The sequence below is a fragment of the Streptomyces sp. NPDC090083 genome (assembly GCF_044747445.1).
In the GTDB taxonomy this organism is placed as follows: Bacteria; Actinomycetota; Actinomycetes; order Streptomycetales; family Streptomycetaceae; genus Streptomyces.
In genome coordinates this window covers 826649-851277 of the sequence record NZ_JBIVED010000001.1, presented here as the reverse complement: position 1 = coordinate 851277, position 24629 = coordinate 826649, and the positions used below count along the sequence as shown (strand labels likewise).

The following is a 24629-nucleotide window of genomic DNA, read 5'->3' as shown; positions in this document are numbered from 1 at the left end:
GCGAGAACCATGGCCAAGCAGAACGTTGCCGAACAGTTCGTCGACATCCTCGTCCGCGCCGGAGTCAAGCGCCTCTACGGCGTCGTGGGCGACAGCCTGAACCCGGTGGTCGACGCCATCCGCCGCAACTCCGCCATCGACTGGATCCACGTCCGCCACGAGGAGACCGCCGCCTTCGCCGCGGGCGCCGAAGCGCAGATAACCGGCAGACTCGCGGCCTGCGCCGGCTCCTGCGGCCCCGGCAACCTGCACCTCATCAACGGCCTCTACGACGCCCACCGCTCCATGGCCCCGGTGCTCGCCCTCGCCTCGCAGATCCCGTCCAGCGAGATCGGCCTCGGCTACTTCCAGGAGACCCACCCCGACCGGCTCTTCCAGGAGTGCAGTCACTACAGCGAGCTCATCTCCAGCCCGAAGCAGATGCCCCGCCTGCTGCAGACCGCCATCCAGCACGCGGTGGGCCAGAGCGGCGTCAGCGTCGTCTCGCTCCCGGGCGACATCGCCGCCGAGCCCGCCCCGGACCGGGCCGCCGAGACCGCCCTCGTCACCTCACGGCCCTCCGTCCGGCCCGGCGACGCCGAGATCGAGAAGCTCGTCGAGATGATCGACGAGGCGGACCGGGTCACCCTGTTCTGCGGCAGCGGCACCGCCGGCGCGCACGCCGAGGTGATGGAGTTCGCCGGGAAGATCAAGTCCCCGATCGGACACGCCCTGCGGGGCAAGGAGTGGATCCAGTACGACAACCCGTACGACGTCGGCATGAGCGGACTGCTCGGCTACGGCGCCGCCTACGAGGCCACCCACGAGTGCGACCTGCTGATCCTCATCGGCACCGACTTCCCGTACAACGCGTTCCTGCCCGACGACGTGAAGATCGCCCAGATCGACGTACGGCCCGAACACCTGGGCCGGCGCTCGAAGCTGGACCTCGCGGTGTGGGGCGACGCGAAGGAGACGCTGCGCTGCCTCATTCCCCGGGTGAAGCCGAAGGAGGACCGGAAGTTCCTCGACCGGATGCTCAAGAAGCACGCCGACGCGCTGGAGGGCGTCGTCAAGGCGTACACGCGCAAGGTCGAGAAGCACGTCCCGATCCACCCCGAGTACGTGGCCTCCGTCCTCGACGAACTCGCCGACGAGGACGCCGTGTTCACCGTCGACACCGGCATGTGCAATGTCTGGGCCGCCCGCTACATCACGCCCAACGGCCGCCGCCGCGTGATCGGTTCGTTCTCGCACGGCTCGATGGCGAACGCGCTGCCGATGGCGATCGGCGCCCAGTTCACCGACACCGGGCGGCAGGTCGTCTCGATGTCGGGCGACGGCGGATTCTCCATGCTGATGGGCGACTTCCTCACCCTCGTCCAGTACGACCTGCCGGTGAAGGTCGTCCTGTTCAACAACTCCTCCCTGGGCATGGTCGAGTTGGAGATGCTGGTCGCCGGACTCCCCTCGTACGGCACCACCAACAAGAACCCCGACTTCGCCGCCGTGGCGCGCGCGTGCGGTGCCCACGGCGTGCGGGTCGAGAAGCCCAAGGACCTCGAAGGCGCGCTGAAGGCCGCGTTCAAGCACAAGGGCCCGGCGCTGGTCGACATCGTCACCGACCCCAACGCCCTGTCCATCCCGCCGAAGATCAGCGCCGACATGGTCACCGGCTTCGCGCTGTCGGCGTCGAAGATCGTGCTGGACGGCGGAGTCGGCCGCATGCTCCAGATGGCCCGCTCCAACATCCGCAACGTGCCCCGGCCCTAACCGCCGTACGGCACCCACCCGTTCGACGAGTACCAGAGGTGGGGCAGGCCCTTGATGCCGCTGGTGCGGAACGGCCTGCCGTGGTCGTCGACGCGGAGGGTGCCGGTGCGGCCCTGGGAGGACCAGTCCAGTTCCAGGTACCAGCGGCAGTCGCAGGTCCCGGTGCGGGCCTTGACCAGCAGGACCTCCGGGTCCGTGGCCGAGACCCGGTAGGGCAGGTGCGCCACCGGGACCGTCCGGCCCGTGTCGCTGCCGGGCTCCGGTTCGACGAGCGGGCGGTGGGCGTCCAGGTTCACGCCGAAGTAGCGCGGGGTGATGTCCCCGCCGCAGCCCTGGGCCATCGAGTACGCGGTGCCCGGGGCGGGGGCCGTGCGGCCGACGACCCGGACCCGAAGTGCCTCCAGGACCACGGCCGTCGAGCTCCGGCCCTGCACCGAGATCTCCACGTTCGTCTGCCCGCCGTGCACCGCGTGCTGTGTCGCCGCCCAGGCCCCGGCGTCCTGCTGGACCGGGGGCGGCGGCACGTCCTTCGGTGCCCTGTCGATGACGTAGTCGTGGTCGCAGCCGAGCTCCCAGATCTGGGAGTCGGCGGTCCAGGTGAGGGGCGCGGGGGCGGCGGACGGTGAAGTCCCGCTCGTGGCACCGGTGTTGGCCCCTGCCCCTGCCCCCGTTCCCGTCCCGCTCCTGGACCGGGCCGTGTCGTGCGTGGACACCGCCGACAGGGTGCCCCACACCGCGAGCACCGCGCACGCGGCGGCGGCCGTGAGGACGAGGCGCCGCCGGTACCGGGGCGAGCGGGCGGCGGTCACCGGCGGCTCACCGCCGTCCGGCACCGGCCCAGCGGCTTCGGGCACCGGCTCCTCGGCCGGTCCTTCCGGCGCCGCCTCGGCCACCGGGGCCGCCGACACCTCGGTCGCCCCGGCCGCCCCGGTCGTTCGGGCCGCCCCCGCCTCCCGCCGCCTCTGTCGTGCGGCCACCGCGAGGATCCAGTACCGGTGCAGCTCCACCCGCTCCTCCGGTGTCGCCCCGCACAGCGCCGCGAAGCGCTCCACCGGGGCGAAGCCGAGGGGGACGGCCTCGCCGACGCAGTAGCGGTGCAGGGTCGAGGCGTTCATGTCGAGGCGGCGGGCCAACTGGCCGTAGCTGCGGTCCGTGCGGGCCTTCAGGCGCCGCAGCAGCGCCGCGAATTCCTCGACGTCCTTGTCGTTGGCCTCGCCCGGCACCGTTGCTCCCGGATGTGTCGCGTCCCGGGGCGGCATCCCAGGGACTCCATGTACCAGGAGGTCAGAAGGGGTGGGACGGTTCCACCGTCGCGGGAACGGCGGGGGTGATTGCGGCCGGCGCCGCCGTCCGCCGAAGCTCGGTCCGACCACAGCACGGCACCCAACCGAAACGGGGACCACACGTGAACAGCAAGAAGGCCACGCGCCGCACCGCCCTCGCCGCCGGCCTCGCCCTCGCCCTCGGGCTGGGCGTGGCGGCCCAGGCATCCGCCGGCGCCCCGCGCACCGTGAGCGGCTCACCGGACGACAACATCACCCGCATCGCCGACTTCTACGGCGCCTACATCGACGCCGAGAGCAACCTGGACGGCGGCGGCGGGAAGCTGGTCACCGAGCTGCGCGCCTACTACCTCACCCCGGCCTACCTCAAGGAACTGACGGCCTGGGAGGCGAAGAACCACGCGGACGGTGTCCTCCAGGCGCAGAACACCCCCATGAGCTGGAAGGTCACCGACCACGGCACCGCCGACCACACCGAGGCCGCCATCACCCTCACCTGGAGCGGCGGCGACACCACCAGGCTGATCGTCGACATGACCCGCACCACCCACAAGATCATCCACATCGGCACCAAGGGAATCGGCGGCAAGTAGGGCCCGCCGAGGGCTTGTTGCCGGTTGCCGAGCGGCTGATTCCGGCCAGTTTCACGGAGCGCGGGTCCCGGGGGAGATCCGGGGCCGGTCAGGTGGGACGGGCCGGCCCGCGCCCGGGCGGACCATGGCCGGATCCGCCGTCCCGACCGGCGGCCGGTTCCCTCGCGCGTGGTCAGGACCTCACGGGGTGTCAGATCCCGTCGCCGGTGGCCCTGGCGCCCCGGAGGGAACGCACGAACCGCCTCGCCCGGGCCGGATGCTCCGCACAGCGGCTGTTCGACGTGTCGGACAGGGGTGCCCCCGGAACCCCCGCCCCGCAGGACCCGCCGTAGGCATGGCCGAACACCCGGTCGTCGACCGCTCGACATGAGTGCCCCGTTCCCGACGAGGGCATGGATCCCCGTGAACGTGTTCGAGCAGGAGGGAACCGGAAACCGGCGTGCAGGCGGGGGTCATGAAGAGGCAAGCACGAGGGGGCGGTCCCATGGCGATCGGGGCCTCCTCGGCGAAAGCGGCGGAGGACAAGGCCGACAGCGCCACGGAACCGGCGCAGCCGCCTCAACTGAGGCGCAGACTCGGACGCGCGGACCTGCGGGCGGTGCCCGAGGCGCGCAGGGCGTTGCGAGAACTGTTACGGCACTGGGGGAGGCCGGGACGATCGGAGATAGCGGAGCTGCTCACGAGTGAACTGGTCACCAACGCGCTGATCCACACCGACGACGACGCCGTGCTCACGGCGACCGTCGGACCGTGTGGACTCCGTGTGGAGGTAAGGGACTTCGTGGCCCGCAGGCCCCGCCTGCACGTACCGGACGCCGACGACGGTACGCACGGGCGGGGCCTGGTCCTCGTGCAGTCCCTCGCGGACTCCTGGGGCGTGTCGCCCCACGGGGTGGGCAAGTCCGTCTGGTTCGAACTGGATCCGGACGCGGTGTGAGCGACCTGACGGGCGCGGCACGGACAACGGGGCGGGGGCGGCGTCCAGTCGGACTCCGCCCCCGCCCCGTGTGTCGCCCGGTCCCGGTTCTCGTGTGACAGCTCTCCGGCTCAGCCGAACTGCTGCTCCAGGTCCTTGAGCTTGCGCTCCAGGGAGTCGAGACGCGGCAGGGCCATGGTGTCGTCCTCGGCGGTGAGGTCGACGGTTATCGGGTCAGATGCCCCGCGGACTGGCTGGAGTGAGGGACGCGTGCGAACCGGCAGTTGTTCCGGCGTCGATAGAGCAGGCTCCGCGGATGCTTGTCCGGAGCCGCCACGCTCCAGGGCCTGCGGTTCCGACGACCGGCCGCCGCCCCGGCCGATGAGGCCGCGCTGCCCCCGGCTTATGGCCTTGAGCTGGGCCCGCTCGATCCGCTGCTGGTCGCGGCGGCGCAGTCGGGTCTCCTCCTTCTTCGCCTTGTCCTCGCGCACCTCGTCGACCGCCTCGTCCAGGCTGCGCACGTTCTCCAGGAGCATCAGCGACCAGGCGCTGTAGGTCTCCCGGGGAGCCCGCAGCCAGCGGACGATACGGATCTGCGGCAGCGGACGCGGCACCAGACCCTGCTCGCGCAGCGCGGCCCGGCGGGTCTGCTTCAGCGCGCGGTCGAAGAGGACCGCGGCCGACAGGGACATGCCGGAGAAGAACTGCGGAGCACCCGCGTGGTCGACACCCCTGGGCGCGTGCACCCAGTTGAACCAGGCGGCCGCGGCCGCGAACGTCCACACGAGTATGCGCGAGCCGAGGGCCGCGTCACCGTGGCTGGCCTCGCGGACCGCGAGGACGGAACAGAACATGGCCGCGCCGTCGAGGCCGAACGGAACCAGGTACTCCCAGCCGTCGGTGAGGCCGAGGTTCTCCTGGCCGAAGCCGACGAGTCCGTGGAAGGAGAGTGCCGCGGCGACCGCCGCACAGCAGAACAGAAGGACGTAGGAGGCGATGCCGTATATGGCCTCCTTGCGCCTGCGGCGCTCCTCCGTGCGCTCCCACGAGTCGTCTTTCGCGTGCTCCCCGGCGGACCGCTTGCTCCGCGCGAGCACCGCAACCGCCGCCAGCATGCCCAGGAGCAGTACGGCGCCGGGAAGCAGCCAGTTAAGCGATATGTCGGTCAGTCTCATCTGGGGTCCCTTGCATTGGGATAGGGCGTAACGCCCGCCATAGTGGCCCAATCCCAACGGCCCTCAGGCGTTTTCGGGGCAAGAGGCCGCCAAGGAGGTGCAAGGGGATGCCCAGGACGGCTTTCTGCTCGAACTGCCGCTTGAGGGGCGGGAGTTGAGTTCGAATAAGACTACCCGTACGGGTGGTTCCACGGAAAGTTCCTGCGACAAGTGAGGAAGTTGTGAATCCCCTGTAACCGGGTGGGTGCCTCGTTCGGGGCTGATCCTAGCGGGCGTCGAGGGGTGCCTGTGACTGAGGGTCCCTCAACTCGCGGTGGCGGCCAGCAGCTTGGTGACCCGCTCGGTCTCACAGGTGCGCGGGCAGGTCGCGCAGGCGTCGTCCGCGTCCAGCGTGTAGTACATGCAGCAGCTCGCCCGGTCCCGGGTGGGCAGCGCCTCGCCGCCTGGTCCGGTCACCTCGCGGAACGCGGCCGAACCGACGTACGGCTTCGTGGATCCCGGCAGCAGCCGCTCCAACTCCCGTACGGCCCGCGGCTGTTCGCCGAAGAGGTCGGCGACGTACCAGATGCCCTCGACGACCTCGTCGGTCGCCATGCCCCACAGTGCGCGGCCCCGCCGGCGCATCCGCGGCCCGAAGCCGGCCAGTACGGGTTCCATGTGCTCGGCGACCGCGGCGCGCACCTCCGCCCGCAGCGCCTCCTCGTCGGCGACCACCCGGGCGCCGGGCAGGGCCGCGGCCGGGTCGCCGGGCAGACAGGCGAAGACGTCGGGACGGACGGCCAGCAGGCCCATGTCGTACCCCGCGGCCGTGCGGTCGTAGGAGACGTGGGTCACAGGGAGGCGGGGGACGCGGCGGTGCAGGAACCACGGGACGGTGAAGAGGAGGACGACCGGCCAGGAGTAGCGGTGCAGGCCGAAGGTGGCTATCACGTCCGGGCGCCCCCGGCGGCCGTGGTCGCGAAGGACCTGGGCGTCGTCCCAGGCGAGGAACGCCTCCAGGCCCGCGCCGCCCTCCGCGAGCGCCGCCGCCGAGGCCCAGCCGCCGCCGGTGGGGGTCGGCTGGTCCGGGCCGAGTTCCGTGATCCCGAGCCCGGGGACGACCTCGGTGAGGCGGGCGTACGCGTCCGCTGTGGCCGAAGAAGGCAGGGGCATGCCGGGACCACCGATTCGCCGTTGGTTTTAGAGGTAAGGCTTACCTTACCCATCCCGTCAAGGATTTGAACTAGTCCGATCTGCGCCTAAGGTGCTTGACGGACGAGTAACAAGCCGCCGTAATGACCCCAAGTACCGACACGTCCGGAGGAGGACCCGTGAAGCAGGGCACGCAGAGCTCCGCCGGTACGGGTGTCCCCGATCCCCGCCCCCGGGGTACCCGGGTGCCGCCGCAGCCGCGCGCCGCCGACGTGGACCGGGACCGGGGCGGCGCGGACGGCACGGGCGATGTGCGCGGCGAGCACACCCACAGCGAGACACCGATCCAGCCTCCCCGTGCGGTCGTCCAGCGGTCCTCCGTGCGCGGCCAGATCCTCGACGCGCTGCGCACCGCGCTCGTCGGCGGTGAACTGACCCCCGGCGAGGTCTACTCCGCGCCCGCGCTCGGCGACCGGTTCGGCGTCTCCGCCACCCCCGTCCGCGAGGCCATGCAGCAGCTCGCCACCGAGGGCGCCGTCGAGGTCGTACCGAACCGCGGCTTCCGCGTCATCGAGCGCGGCGCCCGCGAACTCGCCGAACTGGCCGAGATCCGCGCCCTGATCGAGGTCCCCGTGATGCTCCGGCTGGCCCGGACCGTGCCCGCCGCGCGCTGGGCCGACCTGCGCCCGCTGGCCGAGAGCACCGTCCGCGCCGCGGCCTCCGGGTGCCGGGCGACCTACGCCGAGTCCGACCGCGCCTTCCACCGAGGGGTCCTCGCCCTCGCCGGGAACGAGCAGCTCGTGCAGATCGCCGAGGACCTGCACCGGCGCGCCCAGTGGCCGCTGGTCGGCGGGCCGGTCACGCGCGGACGGGCCGACCTGGTCGCGGACGCGGCCGAACACCTCGCGCTCCTCGACGCGTTGGGCGCCGGGGAGTGGGACGTGGCGCAGTCACTGGTGCGGGAGCACTTCGCGGGAACCACGTGACCATGGATATGTGACTCCGGTCACGAGCGGGTCCGGGTCCGGCCACCGGACGCCGCGGTGGGAACCCGCCCGCCCGGCGCCGGCGTGCCCCACGGAGAGGACCGACCGATCCGTGGGGGAGAACGCCGATGTTTCCGAATCCCGGCCAGCAGGCCGCACGGCGCGGCGCCGAACAGTCCGCGCGCCAGGCGGCGCAGGACGGCATGCGTGCCGCCCTGACGGGCGCCCGGCGCGGCCACTCCGGCTCGTCACGCGGCGGCCTCCTGACCTTCCTGCTGCTCGTCGCCGTCGCCGTGCTGGTCGCCCGCGACCCCGAACTCCGTTCGTCCGTCCTGCACTTCGTCCATCACGTCGTGAACGTCGTGCAGAGCCGTACCGACCACGCCTGACCTACGCCGACGCCGCACCCGGCGCCGGAATCGCCAACTGCCGTGCCAGCCACGTCGGTACACCACCCAGCAGCCTGAACAGCCGCCGCGCCTCCTCGCGCAGCCGCGACGCCTCCGGCTCGGCCTCCGCGTCCGCGAGCGAGGCGAGCGCCGGTGCCGTACCGACGAGGTAGCCCAACTCCTCCCGGATCCGCAGGGATTCGGCGAAGCCGTGCCGGGCCTCGGCCAACTCCCCGTCCCGCAGGGCCAGTCCGGCCAGATGACGGTAGGTGAACGACAGCAGCAGCGGGTCGGCCTGGTCGGCGGCCCCCGCGTGCGCCCGCCGGTACGCGGCCCGCGCGGCCTGCGGCGAACGCGCCAGGTTCTCCGCGAGCAGCCCCCGCCGGAAGTCCAGCAGCGCCCGACCGGCGCCGTCCGGCGGGATCAGCGCCGCCGCCCGCCCGAGCGCGGCCCGCGCCTCGTCGGCCCGGTCGCGCACCCCGTGCAGCGTGGCCGCGTAGGCGAGGTGCCCGCGCTCGCAGGCCGCCGCGCCCCGCTCGTCGTCGCTGTGGGCCAGCGCCTCGGCCGTCCGCAGCGCGTCCTCGGCGTCCTCCCAGCCCTGCTCGGTGTAGAGACACCGCTCCACGAGCAGCGCGGTCCGCTGGAGGGCCGGTGCCGCGGACTCGGGCCGCAGCAGCGCCGCCGCGTCGGCCCAGCAGGCCCGCGAGCGCAGCCGCCACACCGCGGTCTGGAGGGGATCGTCGCCTTCGGTCGTTCCGATTCCGGACATGGCGGAAAGCGCCACGTTGCCCTCCCCGAGCACACCATTGAGCTGTTGAGTGGTGGCCGCATCTCAGCACGAATCCCGGGGCCCGGCCAAGGGGCTGGGTGAAAGAATTCACAAAGTCGTGGGATCGCCGGGCCGGCCCCGGGTCAGCTCATCCGCAGCGCCAGGAAGAAATCCAGCTTGTCCTCAAGGCGCGAGAGGTCACGACTCGTCAACTGCTCGATCCGGCCGACCCGGTAGCGCAGCGTGTTGACGTGCAGGTGCAGCCGGGCCGCGCAGCGCGTCCAGGAACCGTCGCACTCCAGGAACGCCTCCAGCGTCGGGATCAGCTCCGCGCGGTGCCGGCGGTCGTAGTCCCGCAGCGGGTCGAGCAGCCGTGCGGTGAACGCCCGCCGCACGTCGTCCGGCACGAACGGCAGCAGCAGGACGTGCGAGGCCAGCTCCTGATGACCCGCCGCGCACACCCGCCCGGGACGCGCCGCCGCGACCCGCCGCGCGTGCCGCGCCTCCTCCAGCGCCCCGCGCAGCCCCTCCGCCGAGTGCACGGCCGCGCTCACCCCGAGCGTCACCCGCCCGTCGCCGTCGAGCCCGGCCGCCAGCGGATCCCGTACGGCGTCCAGCAGCACGTCCGCGTGGATCCCCGACTCGGAGCCGTCGTGCTCCGCCGACACCGCCGGCAGCGGTACCAGCGCGATCGCCTCGTCGCCCGAGTGGGCCACCGCGATGCGGTCGGAGGGCTCCGGGCCCGTCGCCCGCGGGTCGACCAGGATCTCCTCCAGCAGCGACTGGGCGACCGGGCCCGCCTCGACGTCGGCGCCGTCCCACTCGACCCGGGCGACGACCACCTGCCAGTGCGGGGCCGCGCCGAGCCCGGGCAGCAGCACGGGAGCGGCGACCCGCAGGCGCGCGGCGATCTCGGCGGGCGCGGCACCCGTCTGGACCAGCTCCAGGACCTCCTGCGCGAGCCGTCTACGGACCGTGCGCGCCGCGTCCCGCCGGTCCCGCTCGACCGCGATCAGCTGGGTGACGCCCTGGAGCAGGTCGAGCCGTTCGTCCGGCCAGTCCCCGGCGTCCGCCTCCACCGCGAGCAGCCAGTCCGACAGCACCGTCTCGCGCACGTCCCGCGAGCCCTGCGGGGCGCGCCCGCCGCCGCGGACCGGGAAGAGCGAGTACGTCGACGCGCCGAGAGTCAGCCGGTGCGGTCCCCGGCGGCCCGTGCGGGCGGCGGCCAGCTGCTCGGCGGCCAGCCGCGCGCACACCTCGGCGGGCAGCGCGGGACCCGACACCTTCGAGCCCGCTATGAGCCGGCCGGTCGGCGACAGCACCCACGCCCGCAGATCCAGGTCCGAGCCCAGCAGGTCGAGGACCACGTCCGGGCCGCCCCCCGCGGGACCCGAGGTCATCATCCGGCGGTGCCGGTCCACCACGGCCGCGAGGTCACCGGCCCGCTCGCCCGACACCTGCCGTACGACATGCTCGGTGATCGTCGCGAACGCCACCGACTCGTTGACCGCGAACAGCGGCAGCCGGTGCCGGGCGCAGGCGGTCACCAGGTCGTCCGGGATGTCGCCCAGCTCGGCCTCGCCGGCGGCCAGCGCGGCCACCCCCGCGGTCACCAGGAGCCGTACGAACGGCTCGGTGTCGGCCGCGTACCGGCGCCAGGCCAGGCCGGTGAGGACCAGTTCGCCGCCGGAAAGGTAGCGGCTGGGATCGCGCAGGTCGGTGGTCATCACCCCGCGGACCGTGCGGTCCAGCTCGTCCTCGCCGCCGAGCAGCCGCAGCCCCAGCGCCCCGGTGTCCAGAAGTGCGCGCAGCCGCATCGCCGTCGCCGCCGTTCTTTGTCTAGAAAACTACGATGAACCAAGAGGTGCTGTGGTTGCGGGGCCGTGCGGGGCTGTTTCCCACGTTTCCACAGGGAAGCGGAAGGGTTACTGATGACCTCCGTTCATATGAATCTACAAGATGCCCGTGCTGGCCAGCCAACTCCTTCATGGTTTCCGTGACTGACCCGCTCAGCGCACCGCGCTGTGTACTGAGCCCACGCTGCATGAACAGCGCATGAACGAGCCGGACCCGCCGCACACGAACTGGCTTGATCCGTACGACCCCCGTACGACCCACGAGACGAAGAAGAGAGCCGGTCATGGACTTCCTTCGCCCCGCCAGCTGGGAGGAGGCGCTCGCCGCGAAGGCCGAGCACCCCACCGCAGTACCGATCGCGGGCGGCACCGATGTGATGGTCGAGATCAACTTCGACCACCGCAGGCCCGAGTACCTGCTCGACCTGAACCGCATCGGCGACCTCTACGAGTGGGAGGTCGGCGCCGACAGCGTGCGGCTCGGGGCCTCGGTCCCCTACACCCGCATCATGGAGAACCTGCGCGCCGAACTGCCGGGCCTCTCCCTCGCCTCGCACACGGTCGCCTCCCCGCAGATCCGCAACCGCGGCGGCGTCGGCGGCAACCTCGGCACCGCCTCCCCGGCCGGCGACGCCCACCCCGCGCTCCTCGCGGCCGGCGCCGAGGTCGAGGCCGAGTCGGTGCGCGGCAGCCGCCGTATCCCGATCGACGACTTCTACACCGGCGTGAAGCGCAACGCGCTCGCGCCCGACGAGCTGATCCGGGCCGTGCACATCAAGAAGGCCGACGGCCCCCAGCAGTACTCCAAGGTCGGGACCCGCAACGCGATGGTCATCGCTGTCTGCGCCTTCGGCCTCGCCCTGCACCCCGCCACCCGCACGGTCCGCACCGGCATCGGATCGGCCGCGCCGACCCCCGTACGGGCGAAGGCCGCCGAGGAATTCCTGAACGCCGCACTCGACGAGGGCGGCTTCTGGGACAACGGCCGGATCATCACCCCGTCGGTCGCCAAGCAGTTCGCGGACCTGTGCTCCGCCGCCTGCAACCCGATCGACGACGTCCGCGGCACCGCGAGCTATCGCCGCCACGCGGTCGGCGTCATGGCCCGCCGCACCCTGACCTGGACCTGGGAGTCGTACCGCCGCACGGACGGCCGCTCCAACGAGAAGGGGAGTGCCGCCTGATGCGCGTCAACTTCACCGTCAACGGCCGCCCGCAGGAAGCGGACGACGTGTGGGAGGGCGAGAGCCTCCTCTACGTCCTGCGGGAACGCATGGGACTGCCCGGCTCCAAGAACGCCTGCGAGCAGGGCGAGTGCGGCTCCTGCACGGTCCGCCTCGACGGCATCCCGGTGTGTTCCTGCCTCGTCGCCGCCGGCCAGGTCGAGGGCCGCGAGGTCGTCACCGTCGAAGGGCTCGCGGACTACGCCAAGCAGCGCGCCGAGCACGGGAGCTGTGCGACGGGCGGCTGCGGCACCTCCGTCGACGAGGCCAAGGGCTGGACGGCGAAACCGCTCGACTCGCAGACCGGCGAGGGCACACGGCTCGCCCCGATCCAGCAGGCGTTCATCGACGCGGGCGCGGTCCAGTGCGGCTTCTGCACCCCCGGACTCCTCGTCGCCGCCGACGAGATGCTGGAGCACAACCCCACCCCGACCGACGCGGACATCCGCGAGGCGCTCTCGGGCAACCTGTGCCGCTGCACCGGCTACGAGAAGATCATGGACGCGGTCCGCCTGGCGGCCGCCCGGCAGGGAGAGGCGGTCTGACCATGGGCACCACCGGCACCCCCACGAACCTCACCCAGCGCTCCGGGACCAAGGGCGGCATCGGCGAGTCCACGCTCCGCCCGGACGGCACCCTCAAGGTCACCGGCGAGTTCGCGTACTCCTCGGACATGTGGCACGAGGACATGCTCTGGGGCCAGATCCTGCGCTCCACCGTCGCGCACGCCGAGATCGTCTCCATCGACACCGCCGAGGCCCTGAAGACCCCGGGCGTCTACGCCGTCATGACCTACGACGACCTGCCGACCGACGTGAAGAACTACGGCCTGGAGATCCAGGACACCCCGGTCCTCGCGCACGGCAAGGTCCGCCACCACGGCGAGCCGGTCGCGATCGTCGCCGCCGACCACCCGGAGACCGCGCGCCGCGCCGCCGCGAAGATCAAGGTCGAGTACCGCGAACTCCCCGTCATCACCGACGAGGCGTCCGCGACCGCGCCGGACGCGATCCTCATCCACGAGGGCCGCGACGACCACCACATCGGCCATGTCCCGCACCCCAACATCGTGCACCGGCAGCCCATCGTCCGCGGAGACGTCGAACAGGCCGCCGCGAAGGCCGACTTCATCGTCCGGGGCGAGTACACCTTCGGCATGCAGGACCAGGCCTTCCTCGGCCCGGAGTCGGGACTCGCCGTGCCCTCCGAGGACGGCGGCGTCGACCTCTACATCGCGACCCAGTGGCTGCACTCCGACCTCAAGCAGATCGCGCCCGTCCTCGGCCTGCCCGAGGACAAGGTCCGTATGACGCTGTCCGGCGTCGGCGGCGCGTTCGGCGGGCGCGAGGACCTGTCGATGCAGATCCACGCCTGCCTGCTGGCCCTGCGCACCGGTAAACCGGTGAAGATCGTCTACAACCGCTTCGAGTCCTTCTTCGGCCACGTCCACCGCCACCCCGCCAAGCTCTTCTACGAGCACGGCGCGACGAAGGACGGCAAGCTCACCCACCTCAAGGCCCGGATCGTCCTGGACGGCGGCGCCTACGCGTCGGCCTCCCCGGCGGTCGTGGGCAACGCCTCCTCCCTGGGCGCCGGCCCGTACGTCGTCGACAACGTCGACATCGAGGCCATCGCGCTCTACACCAACAACCCGCCCTGCGGCGCGATGCGCGGCTTCGGCGCGGTCCAGGCGTGCTTCGCCTACGAGGCCCAGATGGACAAGCTCGCCGACAAGGTGGGCATGGACCGGGTCGCGTTCCGTCAGCTCAACGCGATGGAACAGGGCACGATCATGCCGACCGGGCAGCCGGTCGACTCCCCGGCGCCGGTCGCCGAACTCCTGCGCCGGGTCAAGGCGATGCCCATGCCGCCCGAGCAGCAGTGGCTCGCGGCCGGAGCGGACGCCGACGTACGGCAGCTGCCGGGCGGTCTGTCCAACACCACGCACGGCGAAGGCGTCGTGCGGGGCGTCGGCTACGCGGTCGGCATCAAGAACGTCGGCTTCTCCGAGGGCTTCGACGACTACTCGACGGCCAAGGTCCGCCTGGAGGTCGCGGGCGGAGAGCCCGTCGCCGTCGTGCACACCGCGATGGCCGAGGTCGGCCAGGGCGGCGTCACCGTCCACGCGCAGATCGCCCGCACGGAGCTGGGCGTCACGCAGGTCACGATCCACCCCGCCGACACCCAGGTGGGCAGCGCCGGTTCGACCTCCGCGTCCCGGCAGACCTACGTCACCGGCGGCGCCGTCAAGAACTCCTGCGAGCTGGTCCGCGAGAAGGTCCTGGAGATGGGCCGGCGCAAGCTCGGCACCTACCACCCGGCCTGGGCCACCGCCGAACTCCTCCTGGAGGGCGGCAAAGTCGTCACCGACGGCGGCGAGGTCCTCGCCGATCTCGCCGACGTCCTCGAGGGCGAGTCCGTCGAGATCGAGGCCGAGTGGCGCCACCGCGCGACCGAGCCCTTCGACCTCCGCACCGGACAGGGCTTCGGCCACGTCCAGTACACGTTCGCCGCGCACCGCGCCGTCGTCGAGGTCGACACCGAACTCGGCCTGGTCAAGGTGATCGAGCTGGCCTGCGCGCAGGACGTCGGCAAGGCGCTCAACCCGCTGTCCGTCATCGGCCAGATCCAGGGCGGCACCACCCAGGGTCTCGGCGTCGCGGTCATGGAGGAGATCATCGTCGACCCCAAGACCGCCAAGGTCAGGAACCCGTCCTTCACGGACTACCTGATCCCCACCATCCTCGACACCCCGACCATTCCGGTCGATGTGCTCGAACTCGCCGACGAGCACGCCCCGTACGGGCTGCGCGGCATCGGCGAGGCCCCCACCCTGTCGTCGACCCCGGCCGTCCTCGCGGCGATCCGGAACGCGACCGGACTGGAACTGAACCGGACGCCGGTACGCCCGGAGCACCTCACGGGCACGTGATCCTCCGGGATCGCCACCGGTGACGCCCTGGGGGGACTCGGTCCCCCCAGGCCCCCTTGTTCGTCTCGGGCCGTCCCCCGGGTCGTCCATCCCAAATCCCGCGCGCCGCCGAGGCGGCCGACGGGTGCCCCTGTGAACCTTGGGAGATGGCCCCATGACCCAGCAGTCAGTGGAACCCAGAACCGCCGCCGAGGACTCGGGAGAAGGAACCCGCGTCCCCGCCGGACGGTCCTGGCTGGACCGGTACTTCCACATATCCCGGCGGGAATCGACCGTCGCGCGTGAGGTGCGCGGCGGAATCACCACCTTCATGGCGATGGCGTACATCCTGCTGCTCAACCCGTTGATCCTGTCCGGCAAGGACGTCGCGGGAGACACGCTCGGCCAGAAGGGCCTGATCACCGCGACCGCGTTCGCGGCGGCCCTCACCACCCTCCTGATGGGCTTCGTCGGCAAGGTGCCCCTGGCGCTCGCCGCCGGCCTCTCCGTCTCCGGTGTGCTCTCCTCGCAGGTCGCCCCGCAGATGACCTGGCCGCAGGCGATGGGCATGTGCGTCCTGTACGGCGTGGTCATCATGCTGCTGGTCGTCACCGGCCTGCGCGAGATGATCATGAACGCGATCCCGCTCGCCCTGAAACACGGCATCACGATGGGCATCGGCCTGTTCATCGCGCTCATCGGCTTCTACAAATCCGGCTTCGTGCACCAGGGCAAGGCGACCCCGCTGACCCTGGGCCCGGCGGGCGAACTCGCGGGCTGGCCCGTCCTGTTGTTCGCCGGCACCCTGCTGCTGATCTTCATGCTCCAGGCCCGCAACATGCCCGGCGCGATCCTCATCGGCATCATCACCGGCACGGTCGTCGCCTCGATCCTCAACGCCGCCGGGGTCATCGCCCCCAAGCAGTGGGCCAGCGGCGCCGCCCCCGAACTGCACGGCAGCGCCGTCTCGATGCCGGACTTCTCGCTCTTCGGCCATGTGGAGTTCGGCGGCTGGGGCAAGGTCGGCGCGATGACGGTCGGCATGATCGTGTTCACCCTCGTGCTGGCCGGCTTCTTCGACGCGATGGCCACCATCATCGGCGTCGGCACCGAGGCCAGGCTCGCCGACGACAAGGGCCGTATGCCGGGCCTGTCCAAGGCACTGTTCATCGACGGCGCGGGCGGCGCGATCGGCGGGGTGGCGGGCGGCTCCGGCCAGACCGTCTTCATCGAGTCGGCGACCGGGGTGGGCGAGGGCGCCCGCACCGGCCTGGCCTCCGTCGTCACCGGCCTGTTCTTCGCCGCCTGTCTCTTCTTCACCCCGGTCACCGCGATCGTCCCGCAGGAGGTCGCGTCCGCCGCCCTCGTCGTCATCGGCTCGATGATGCTGATGAACGCCCGCCACGTGGACTGGGCCGACCGCGCCACCGCGATCCCGGTGTTCCTGACGGTGGTCGTGATGCCGTTCACCTACAGCATCACCGCGGGCGTCTCGGCGGGAGTCATCTCCTACGTCGCCATCAAGACCGCCCAGGGCAGGGCGCGCGAGGTCGGCGCCTTCATGTGGGGGCTGACGGTCATCTTCCTCGTGTACTTCGCCCTCAACCCCCTGGAGAGCTGGCTGGGCGTGCACTAGCCGCCCCCGACCCCCTTTCCCCGCACCCCCGTTAGGAGACCGAGAGATGCTGGACATCGCCGAAGAGCTGCACCGGTGGGTCGAGCAGGGCCGCGACTTCGCCGTCGCCACCGTGGTGGCCGTCGGCGGCAGCGCACCCCGCCAGCCCGGCGCCGCCCTCGCGGTGGACACCGACGGCACGGCGATCGGCTCGGTCTCCGGGGGCTGCGTGGAAGGCGCGGTGTACGAGCTGTGCCGACAGGCGCTCGCCGACGGCGAAACCGTCCTGGAGCGCTTCGGCTACAGCGACGAGGACGCCTTCGCCGTCGGCCTGACCTGCGGCGGAGTCATCGACATCCTCGTCACACCGGTACGGGCCGAAGACCCCGCCCGACCGGTGATCACCACCGCCCTCTCGACCGCGGCCGACGGCGGGGCGGCGGCCCTCGCCCGCATCGTCGCGGGCCCGGCCGCCCTGCGGGGACGAGCGATCGTCGTCCACCCCGACGGCTCCTACGACGGCGGGTTCGGCGCCCACCCCGAACTGGACCGCACGGTCGCGGCCGAGGCCGGCGCCCACCTGGACGCGGGCCGCACCGGCACCCTGGAGATCGGCGAGCAGGGCTCCCGGTGCGGGGCCCCGCTCACCGTCCTCGTCGAGTCCTCGGTGCCGCCGCCCCGGATGATCGTGTTCGGCGCGATCGACTTCGCCTCCGCCCTGGTCCGCGTCGGCAGGTTCCTCGGCTACCGCGTGACGGTGTGCGACGCGCGCCCCGTCTTCGCCACCCGGACCCGCTTCCCCGACGCCGACGAGATCGTCGTCGAGTGGCCGCACACCTACCTCGCCCGCACGGACGTCGACGCCCGCACCGTCCTGTGCGTCCTCACCCACGACGCCAAGTTCGACGTACCGCTGCTCCACCTCGCGCTGCGCCTGCCGGTCGCCTACGTCGGCGCGATGGGCTCCCGGCGCACGCACCTGGACCGCAACGAACGCCTGCGCCACGTCGGCGTCACCGAACTGGAGCTGGCCCGCCTGCGGTCCCCGATCGGCCTCGACCTCGGCGCCCGGACACCCGAGGAGACGGCCCTGTCGATCGCGGCGGAGATCGTCGCCAACCGGCGCGGCGGCAGCGGCGTCCCGCTCACCGGCGCGCACACCCCGATCCACCATGACGCGACGTCGCTGCCCGCGGGACGGATCGGTTCGGTGGCCTGAGCGCTACGGCTCAGCGCGCCGCGGGCGGCCGTACGGAGAAGGCGGTGTCGCCCGCCACGGCCACGACCGCGTCCTTGACGAGCAGCACGGACGGTGTGGTGTCGGCCGTCGAGTCACCGGCGTTCGACAGCGCCGACGTGCTCCACTCGACGGCTCCGGTGCCCCGGTCCAGGGCGAGCAGCCGGCCGAACCGGTTGGAGAAGTAGAGCCGGCCAAACTTCGCCGAGTACACCGGCGTCGACAGATTCTCGGTGTCCGTCTCCCGCTGCCACAGCCGCTTGCCGTCGGCCGCGCGGACGGCGGTGACCGTGCCGTTCGGGCGGACGAAGTAGATCACGCCGTCGACGAGGGTGGGCGTGCCGCGCCAGGCGCCCGGCAGCGGGACCCGCGCGCTCCCGCCGGCCGGGTCCACCTCGTCCAGGGCGGTGTACGGCTGGTCCTCGCCGCTGCCGAAGACGCCCTCCGCCAACTTCGGCACCGCGAACAGCAGCCGCCCGCCGCTCACGCCCAACGGATCCGCCCCGACGGGCAGTCGGCCGACCTCCTTCGCCGTGCCGGTCCTCGGGTCGAGGCGCAGCAGGCCGGTGTCGCCCTTGCTGGGATCGTCCTCCGGCGTGCACAGGCCGTAGGGGGCGCCGCCCAGCACGGCCGGGGTGCAGGCGTCGCCGCTCGGCGACTTCGCGGCGGCGGTCCACAGCTGGCGGCCGGACGCGTCGTAGGCGACGAACCGGGTCGCGTCCACGTCCATCGCCAGGATGCCGCCGTCGAACAGCACGGCGTTGCGGTCCTCGCTGACCGGGTGCTTCCAGAGCTGGGTGCCGGTCCGCGCGTCGAGGGCGACCAGGCGCCGGGGGATGTAGCTCTCGGACGAGTCCGGCTTGACGTAGGTGTAGACGCGGCCGTCCCGGACGCCGACCGGGCGCGAGGTCTCCGGACTGGTGCCCGAGCGCCAGCCGACCCGGCCGGAGGCGGAGTCGAGCGCGGTGACCGTGAAGCCGGTGCCCGCGCAGTACACGGCGGTGCCGCCCGCCACACAGCCGGACTCTCCGTAGTCGAGGGGCTCGCCCGTCTTGCCGGTGAGCAGGCTCGACCGCCACGGCTGCCAGCCGGCGGGCAGCGCCATGGCGGCGGCGGACGTGGACGCGGCCGGGGTGCCGGCGTCCGCGGGGCGCTCCGACATCCAGTGCAGGGTCGTCAGGCCGAGCACGGAGACGGCGACCGCGGTGGCCGCGGCGATGACCGACCGCCGGGCCCGGCGCGGTCGCCGGCCGTCGCTCGGGACCGTCTCCGGGGCGCCGGGACGGGGGTACGGCACGCGGGGACCGTCCGTCACCACGGTGGGCCAGGCCCCCTCCCCGGACCCGGACTCCGCGTCGGGCAGGTCCAGCAACAGGCCGTGCAGGTCGGCCAGTCGGGGACGGGCCGCCGCGTCCTTGTCCAGACAGCGCTCCGCGATGCTCCGCAGCGGCTCGGCCACCCCGTCCAGCCTCGGCTGCTCGTGCATGACCTGATAGCCCGTCAGATACGGGCTGGCGCCGTCGAAGGGCCGGTTGCCGGTGGCCGCGTAGACGAGGAGCGAACCGAGGGAGAAGACATCGGAGGCGGCCGTGACGTCCCGGGGCGCGGCGAACTGCTCCGGGGACATGAAGGGCGGGGTGCCGATCAGCCGGCCGGTGACGGTGAGGGACTGGTTGTCGGCCGCGCGGGAGATGCCGAAGTCGATGACGCGCGGGCCGTCCTCGGCCAGCAGCACGTTGCTCGGCTTCAAGTCCCGGTGCACGACGCCCGCTTGATGGATGTCCCGGAGCGCCTCGACCAGTCCCAGCGCGAGCGTACGCAGGGCACCGCCCACCAACGGGCCGTCCCGCTCGACGACTTCGGCCAGCGTGCGGCCCGGCACGTAGAGCGTGGCCATCCACGGCACCTCGGCGTCCGCGTCGGCGTCCACGACCGGGGCGGTGAAGGCGCCGCTCACCCGGCGGGCCGCCGCGATCTCCTGCCGGAAACGGGCCCGGAACTCCTCGTCCAGCGCGTACTGCGCGTGCACGACCTTGACGGCGACCTGCCGTCCCGAGGCCGAACGCCCCAGATACACGACGCCCATCCCGCCGCTGCCGAGCCGGTCGACCAGCGCGTATCCGCCGATCGACTCCGTGTCCCCGGGGCGAAGCGACATGGCGCCGGTCACCTTTCCTGATTCCGTGCCCGAACGGGCCGTCCAGGCCCCTCACACTAGGGCGTTCGTCCACCTCACGGGACATCGACCTCGCGGGGCACGGAGGCGGGGAGAGGGAAATGGGTTGCGGGCCCGGGGCGCCCGCACCTTCCATGGCCCCATGGTGTCCACCGACCGACTGCTCGCCTTCGCGGCCCTGTCCTTCCTGCTGATCATCGTCCCCGGCCCCAGCGTGCTGTTCGTGATCGGCCGCGCCCTCGCCCACGGCCGCCGGGCCGCGCTGACCACCGTCGTCGGCAACACCCTCGGCGCCTATCTGCTCGTCGTCGCGGTCGCGCTCGGCGTCGGATCGCTGGTGGAACGCTCGGTGCTCGTCTTCACGGCACTGAAGCTCGCCGGCGCCGCCTACCTGGTGTACCTCGGAGTGCGGGCCTGGCGTCAACGCGGCTCGCTGCGGGCCGCGTTCACGGGTGAGGAGACTGTCCCGCACAGCGGACTGCGCACCCTCTGGGAAGGGTTCGCCGTCGGGGTGGCCAACCCCAAGACCATCGTGTTCTTCGCCGCCGTGCTGCCCCAGTTCGTGGACCGCGAACAGGGGCATGTGACCGCGCAGATGCTGCTCCTCGGCCTCGTCTTCAACCTCATCGCCGTGGCCTCCGACAGCGTGTGGGGGCTGGCCGCGTCCACCGCAAGGAACTGGTTCGCGCGGTCACCCCGGCGGCTGTCCGCGGTGGGCGGGGTCGGCGGCCTCACGATGATCGGCCTCGGGGTGACGGTCGCGGTGACGGGCCGCAAGGACTGAGGAGGCGGGCTCACTCCCGCCGCAGCAGGCCGTTCACCGCCCGCCCGAACATCGACCGGGCCGTCCACCGCAGCGGTCCGTCGAAGAGGCGCGGCAGGAAGCGGACCCGCAGCTCCTCCTCCCACACCACGCGGCTACGGCCTCCGGGCCCCGGCCGCACCTCGATCTCGGCCCAGCCCAGGACGACCCGGCCCCGTTTCTCCAGCCGGACCAGACCCGGCTCGTCGTCCGTCGGCGGACGCCACACCGTGACCTCCATACGGTCGTCGAAACCGAGCGGCCCGAGCCCGGAGCGGGCCACGAAGACCGTGCCCTCGGCGGTCGGCGGGGGAGTGACCACGGTGACCCGGGTCAGCGGCACCACGTCGGCGTGGCGCGGCCAGTCCGTCAACCGGCGCCACGCCTCGTCGAGCGGGAGAGGGGCAGTGCGTTCGAGACGGAAGTCGACCATGTCTGGATCGTAGAGAACGCTTCTTGATCGGCGGTACTTTCGCCGAGGGCTCACACCCTTGGCCTAGCGGTTCACAGGTCCGGGGGCGTACACCGGACCGCCGCCGCGAGTTTCCCCGCGGCCGGTCCGGAGCGCGTGCCTCCCCCCTACGCTTGCCCGCATGGGCGGGCATCCCGCCTGCCCGCAGGGGGAGTTGGTCGTCATGCCGCTGAAGGCCTACGGCGTTCTGATCACACGCGCGGTCGACACGAGGCGCGAGGGCGCCGCCGGAACACCGCACTACCAGATCCATCTCACGGACGACTCGGGCACACACTTCCGGGCCGCCGTCAACGTCCTGTCGGCGGAGCAGCCCTCCGAGCTGCTCTACCTCGTCAGCGAGGACTTCCAGCACCCGGTCACCGCCCGCCTGGAGGGCCTGCCGAGCGGCTGGAACACCCTGCTTCCCGGCCCCGGCGGCCCGAACCTCGACTTCGTGCGCGGCAACCTCTTCGACCCGGCGGGCATGCGCACGCTGCCGCCGGACGCGAGCGGCCCCGACAACGACCTCGCCGACCTCCTCGACCACTACGTGCGCCGCGCGGTGGACGACCCGGACGCGCGGCTGTACGTCTTCGGCGAGCGCTTCGGGCCCGAACCGACCGTCAAGGACAAGGTGTTCGGCTTCCTGCCCGGCAACGGCGTCCACGACATCCACATGAACCAGGGCAACAGCCGCCGGTTCAGCGGCGACGACGGCGTCTGGCAGGACGGCGGCCTCCTCATCCACTTCCCGGCGCAGTCCCGGTGGGTCGGCATCTTCCTCGCCTTCCAGAGCCAGTCCTGGCACACCGACGACGCCACCGGCCACACCCTGGAGGGCACGGACGGTTCACGCCCCGACCCCGGCGGCCGGCCGCTGCGTGTCGTGGCGGCCCTGGTCAACCCGCGTGGTCCGGCGCCCGAGTCGGAGAGCGTGACGCTGATCAACGCCTCACCCGACCCGCTCGACCCGGCCGGCTGGCGCATCCGGGACCGGCTCGGCCACGCCTGCGCGGTACCGCCCGGCCTCCTCGCGCCGGGTGCCACCCTCCTCGTCCCGCTCACCGACGGCGTCCAACTCGGCAACCAGGGCGGCGAGATCACCCTCCTTGACGCGGACGGCCTCAAGGCGCACGGCGTCTCGTACACCGCGGACCAGGCCGCCCGCGAGGGCTGGACCCTGGTCTTCTGACCAACCGGCCCGCGTAGAAGGGGAGTTGTCCGGCCGGGGAGCGACTCCGTCCGGCCTGGCGGCTCAGGGGCGGTAGACCTTCCCCGGCTCGGCGCTCCCCGGCGCGAGCAGCTGCGGCACGGTCACGAACACGTACCCCCGCTCCTTCAGCGCGTCGATGACGTCCGGGACGGCGGGCACGGTGCCCTCGTACAGGTCGTGCAGCAGGATGATGCCGTCGCGGGAGACCTGGGCGAGGACGCGCTCGGTGATCAGCGCTGAGTCGGTGGTCGCGTAGTCCTTCGCGGTGACGCTCCACAGCACCTCCGAGAGGCCCAGCTCCCGGCAGATCCTGTGCACGGTGCCGTCGGTACGGCCCTGCGGCGGACGCATCAGCGTGGGCCGCTCGCCGGTGATGCGCTCTATCGCGGTGTTCGTGCGGTCCAGTTCGTCGCGTATCCGCGCGGGGGACAGCCGGGTCAGGATCCGGTGGTCCCAGGTGTGGCTGGCCACCTCGTGCCCCTCGGCCGCCATGCGCGCGACCAGCTCCGGGTACTTCTCGATGTGCCGCTTGCCGAGCAGGAAGAAGGTCGCCGGGACCTGCTTCTCCTTCAGCACGTCGAGCAACCGCGCCGAGTTCTCGCTCGGCCCGGCGTCGAAGGTCAGCGCGACGCACTTCACCTCACGGCAGTCGACCGCCCCGAAACGCGCCGGCGCGGCACCCGACCCCCCTTCGGCGCGGGCGGTGGCCGGCGCGGTCGTATCACCCCTGCCACACCCACTGGACGCCAGCACCACCGCCAGGCCCACCACGAACATGCCGACACCACGCAACCCGCCCCGGCTTCTTTCCCTCTTCTTGCGCAGAGACCTCAAAGTTGACATGTCGGGACTATACATAGCGAGTATATACGGGGTGTATAGCGGGGTAGCCTCGACCGATCCCGTCCGGCACAGCGCCCTTGGGGGCGCGGGGAACTGCGCGACCGGCCCCGCACCGGCCGGCAGTCAAGCGACTACCGGTCCCACCCGGCGTTCACCGCTGCCCGCCCCCACTCCCGTCCCCCAACTCCCGCCCGAGCCGCACGTTCCACCGCCCGCCCCGCCCGCTGACCTCGGTCGCGGTGAGCGGCGCCACGTCGAGCCGCCAGAACGCGGCCCCGGGAGCGCCGAGGACCGAGACCACGACGGCCCGCACGAACTCCTGCTCGACCACCGCGAGGGTCCGCCCCTCGGACCCGCCCGCCACCTCCAGCCACCGCACGGCCCGCTCGCAGAGCCCCCGTACCGACTCCCCGCCATGAGGCACCGCGTCCGGGTCGGTCAGCCAGCCCATCACCGCGTCCGGCTCCCGCCCCATCACCTCGTCGAGCGTCAGGCCCCGCCACCGCCCCATGTCCAGCGCCGCCAGCTCCGGTTCCACCACGGCCGACAGGCCCAGCGCGGACGCGGTCTCCCGGCACCGCGCGCTGGGCGAGACCAGCACCCGGTCGGCCGCCCGCAGGGAACCGGCGACGGCCGCGGCCCGCGCCGCGCCACTCGGGTCGAGCGGGCACCCGTCGTCGAACCGGGTCTCCCGCAGGGACCGGTTCATCGCGGGCGAGATCAGGGTGATGCGGCTGGTCACGTCGTCGCTCCAGTTGTCCGGGCTGTGGCGGACATCGTCCCTCACGGGGACCGGGTTCTCCATGAATGTGTGACGGCCTCAAGTCCTCCGTGCGGCAAGGCCGTTGCTGGTTCGACGCCCGGTGCGGCCGGCATTGCGCGTGGATTCTTCGCGTGCGGGGAGGCGGCAGGTCCACGGATTCGCGGGGGCGTTCCCTTTGTCCGACCGGAGGAAACCTGCTTTCCGTTCCTTTTCTGGTCCCTTTGCGGGGCGGTCTTGGAGGGGCGATGGGAAGCGGGAATTCCGGCAGATCGGTATCAGGAACTCCTTTGCTCCCCAGAATTCACATTCCTTTGCTCGCGGATACCGGACCCAACCGTGTCATCCGCACCGGCCGCACCGTCTGTCCCGTCCGTCGATCTTGGAATATCCGGCGCGACCTCGATGCGACCGCCCGGCGCGATGAAGTGAAACAATAAACGACAAATCCGAAACAAATCGACTCGAACTGTTTGCTTTCATGGGCGCGGATGATCACGTATTCGAACGGGTGGAGTATTATTTCTATGGGAAGGAATATGCGC

General features: G+C 72.0%; 21 protein-coding genes. 12 read left to right on the top strand and 9 right to left on the bottom strand.

Going from position 1 to position 24629, the window contains the following annotated elements; translation table 11 throughout:
• The first annotated feature begins 9 nt into the window (after positions 1 to 9).
• The gene (locus ACIPTO_RS03585) at positions 10 to 1752 is read left to right on the top strand and encodes a pyruvate dehydrogenase (RefSeq protein ID WP_366311948.1); all 1743 of its coding nucleotides are present in this window, start codon (positions 10 to 12) and stop codon (positions 1750 to 1752) included.
• On the opposite strand, the gene ACIPTO_RS03580 is transcribed toward ACIPTO_RS03585, so the two are convergent.
• Positions 1749 to 3011 carry a helix-turn-helix domain-containing protein gene (locus ACIPTO_RS03580; protein ID WP_401189185.1) on the bottom strand — a complete coding sequence of 421 codons (1263 nt, stop codon included), beginning with the start codon at positions 3009 to 3011 and terminating at the stop codon, positions 1749 to 1751. The genes ACIPTO_RS03585 and ACIPTO_RS03580 overlap by 4 nt on opposite strands.
• 146 nt (positions 3012 to 3157) lie before the next feature.
• On the opposite strand from ACIPTO_RS03580, the gene ACIPTO_RS03575 reads away from it, so the two are divergent.
• Both ACIPTO_RS03575 and ACIPTO_RS03570 read left to right on the top strand, forming a co-directional pair.
• A complete protein-coding gene (locus ACIPTO_RS03575) occupies positions 3158 to 3628 on the top strand; it encodes a hypothetical protein (protein WP_401189183.1) in 471 nt (156 codons plus the stop codon).
• 484 nt (positions 3629 to 4112) lie between these two features.
• On the top strand, positions 4113 to 4565 hold the full coding sequence (locus ACIPTO_RS03570; protein ID WP_366311942.1) for an ATP-binding protein: 453 nt from the start codon (positions 4113 to 4115) through the stop codon (positions 4563 to 4565).
• A 110-nt stretch (positions 4566 to 4675) separates the two neighbouring features.
• Here the strand turns inward: ACIPTO_RS03570 and ACIPTO_RS03565 are convergent, their stop codons facing one another.
• Both ACIPTO_RS03565 and ACIPTO_RS03560 read right to left on the bottom strand, forming a co-directional pair.
• Positions 4676 to 5719 carry a DUF2637 domain-containing protein gene (locus ACIPTO_RS03565; protein ID WP_366311940.1) on the bottom strand — a complete coding sequence of 348 codons (1044 nt, stop codon included), beginning with the start codon at positions 5717 to 5719 and terminating at the stop codon, positions 4676 to 4678.
• A 303-nt stretch (positions 5720 to 6022) separates the two neighbouring features.
• On the bottom strand, positions 6023 to 6871 hold the full coding sequence (locus ACIPTO_RS03560) for a (2Fe-2S)-binding protein (RefSeq protein ID WP_366311938.1): 849 nt from the start codon (positions 6869 to 6871) through the stop codon (positions 6023 to 6025).
• Positions 6872 to 7029: 158 nt separating this feature from the next.
• On the opposite strand from ACIPTO_RS03560, the gene ACIPTO_RS03555 reads away from it, so the two are divergent.
• Together ACIPTO_RS03555 and ACIPTO_RS03550 are read left to right on the top strand one after the other, a co-directional pair.
• Complete coding sequence (locus tag ACIPTO_RS03555; RefSeq protein WP_401189179.1) at positions 7030 to 7836, top strand: GntR family transcriptional regulator; 807 nt, start codon at positions 7030 to 7032, stop codon at positions 7834 to 7836.
• 128 nt (positions 7837 to 7964) lie between these two features.
• The gene (locus ACIPTO_RS03550; RefSeq protein ID WP_401189176.1) at positions 7965 to 8225 is read left to right on the top strand and encodes a hypothetical protein; all 261 of its coding nucleotides are present in this window, start codon (positions 7965 to 7967) and stop codon (positions 8223 to 8225) included.
• Position 8226: 1 nt separating this feature from the next.
• Here the strand turns inward: ACIPTO_RS03550 and ACIPTO_RS03545 are convergent, their stop codons facing one another.
• Positions 8227 to 9009, bottom strand: a complete 783-nt coding sequence (locus ACIPTO_RS03545; protein WP_366311932.1) for a hypothetical protein — start codon at positions 9007 to 9009, stop codon at positions 8227 to 8229.
• Between the two features lie 128 nt (positions 9010 to 9137).
• Complete coding sequence (locus ACIPTO_RS03540) at positions 9138 to 10811, bottom strand: PucR family transcriptional regulator (RefSeq protein ID WP_401189173.1); 1674 nt, start codon at positions 10809 to 10811, stop codon at positions 9138 to 9140.
• A 323-nt stretch (positions 10812 to 11134) separates the two neighbouring features.
• Between ACIPTO_RS03540 and ACIPTO_RS03535 the strand changes: the two genes are divergently transcribed.
• The 5 genes from ACIPTO_RS03535 (at position 11135) to ACIPTO_RS03515 (ending at position 17818) form a co-directional block, all read left to right on the top strand.
• Positions 11135 to 12034 (top strand): xanthine dehydrogenase family protein subunit M, encoded by a 900-nt coding sequence (locus ACIPTO_RS03535; RefSeq protein WP_366311928.1) that lies wholly within the window; start codon positions 11135 to 11137, stop codon positions 12032 to 12034.
• Positions 12034 to 12618 carry a (2Fe-2S)-binding protein gene (locus tag ACIPTO_RS03530; RefSeq protein WP_366311926.1) on the top strand — a complete coding sequence of 195 codons (585 nt, stop codon included), beginning with the start codon at positions 12034 to 12036 and terminating at the stop codon, positions 12616 to 12618. The genes ACIPTO_RS03535 and ACIPTO_RS03530 overlap by 1 nt, the downstream gene beginning before the upstream one ends.
• Before the next feature lie 2 nt (positions 12619 to 12620).
• The gene (locus ACIPTO_RS03525; RefSeq protein WP_366311925.1) at positions 12621 to 15005 is read left to right on the top strand and encodes a molybdopterin cofactor-binding domain-containing protein; all 2385 of its coding nucleotides are present in this window, start codon (positions 12621 to 12623) and stop codon (positions 15003 to 15005) included.
• A 154-nt stretch (positions 15006 to 15159) separates the two neighbouring features.
• Positions 15160 to 16620: an NCS2 family permease gene (locus ACIPTO_RS03520; protein WP_366311923.1), complete on the top strand. Its 1461-nt coding sequence runs from the start codon at positions 15160 to 15162 to the stop codon at positions 16618 to 16620.
• Positions 16621 to 16666: 46 nt separating this feature from the next.
• Positions 16667 to 17818 (top strand): XdhC family protein, encoded by a 1152-nt coding sequence (locus ACIPTO_RS03515; RefSeq protein ID WP_401189167.1) that lies wholly within the window; start codon positions 16667 to 16669, stop codon positions 17816 to 17818.
• 10 nt (positions 17819 to 17828) lie between these two features.
• Here the strand turns inward: ACIPTO_RS03515 and ACIPTO_RS03510 are convergent, their stop codons facing one another.
• Positions 17829 to 19994, bottom strand: coding sequence for a serine/threonine-protein kinase (locus tag ACIPTO_RS03510; RefSeq protein ID WP_401189165.1), 2166 nt, complete (start codon positions 19992 to 19994; stop codon positions 17829 to 17831).
• 160 nt (positions 19995 to 20154) lie between these two features.
• Here ACIPTO_RS03510 and ACIPTO_RS03505 point away from each other — a divergent pair, with 160 nt between their 5' ends.
• Entirely contained in the window at positions 20155 to 20796 is a 642-nt protein-coding gene (locus ACIPTO_RS03505) for a LysE family translocator (protein ID WP_401189162.1), read from the top strand.
• A gap of 10 nt (positions 20797 to 20806) precedes the next feature.
• Here the strand turns inward: ACIPTO_RS03505 and ACIPTO_RS03500 are convergent, their stop codons facing one another.
• A complete protein-coding gene (locus ACIPTO_RS03500) occupies positions 20807 to 21247 on the bottom strand; it encodes an SRPBCC family protein (protein WP_366311915.1) in 441 nt (146 codons plus the stop codon).
• Positions 21248 to 21449: 202 nt separating this feature from the next.
• On the opposite strand from ACIPTO_RS03500, the gene ACIPTO_RS03495 reads away from it, so the two are divergent.
• Positions 21450 to 22460, top strand: coding sequence for a DUF2278 family protein (locus tag ACIPTO_RS03495; protein ID WP_401189691.1), 1011 nt, complete (start codon positions 21450 to 21452; stop codon positions 22458 to 22460).
• 63 nt (positions 22461 to 22523) lie between these two features.
• Here the strand turns inward: ACIPTO_RS03495 and ACIPTO_RS03490 are convergent, their stop codons facing one another.
• Entirely contained in the window at positions 22524 to 23258 is a 735-nt protein-coding gene (locus ACIPTO_RS03490) for a polysaccharide deacetylase family protein (RefSeq protein ID WP_401189158.1), read from the bottom strand.
• Between the two features lie 217 nt (positions 23259 to 23475).
• Complete coding sequence (locus ACIPTO_RS03485; protein WP_401189689.1) at positions 23476 to 24066, bottom strand: histidine phosphatase family protein; 591 nt, start codon at positions 24064 to 24066, stop codon at positions 23476 to 23478.
• Positions 24067 to 24629: the final 563 nt, after the last annotated feature.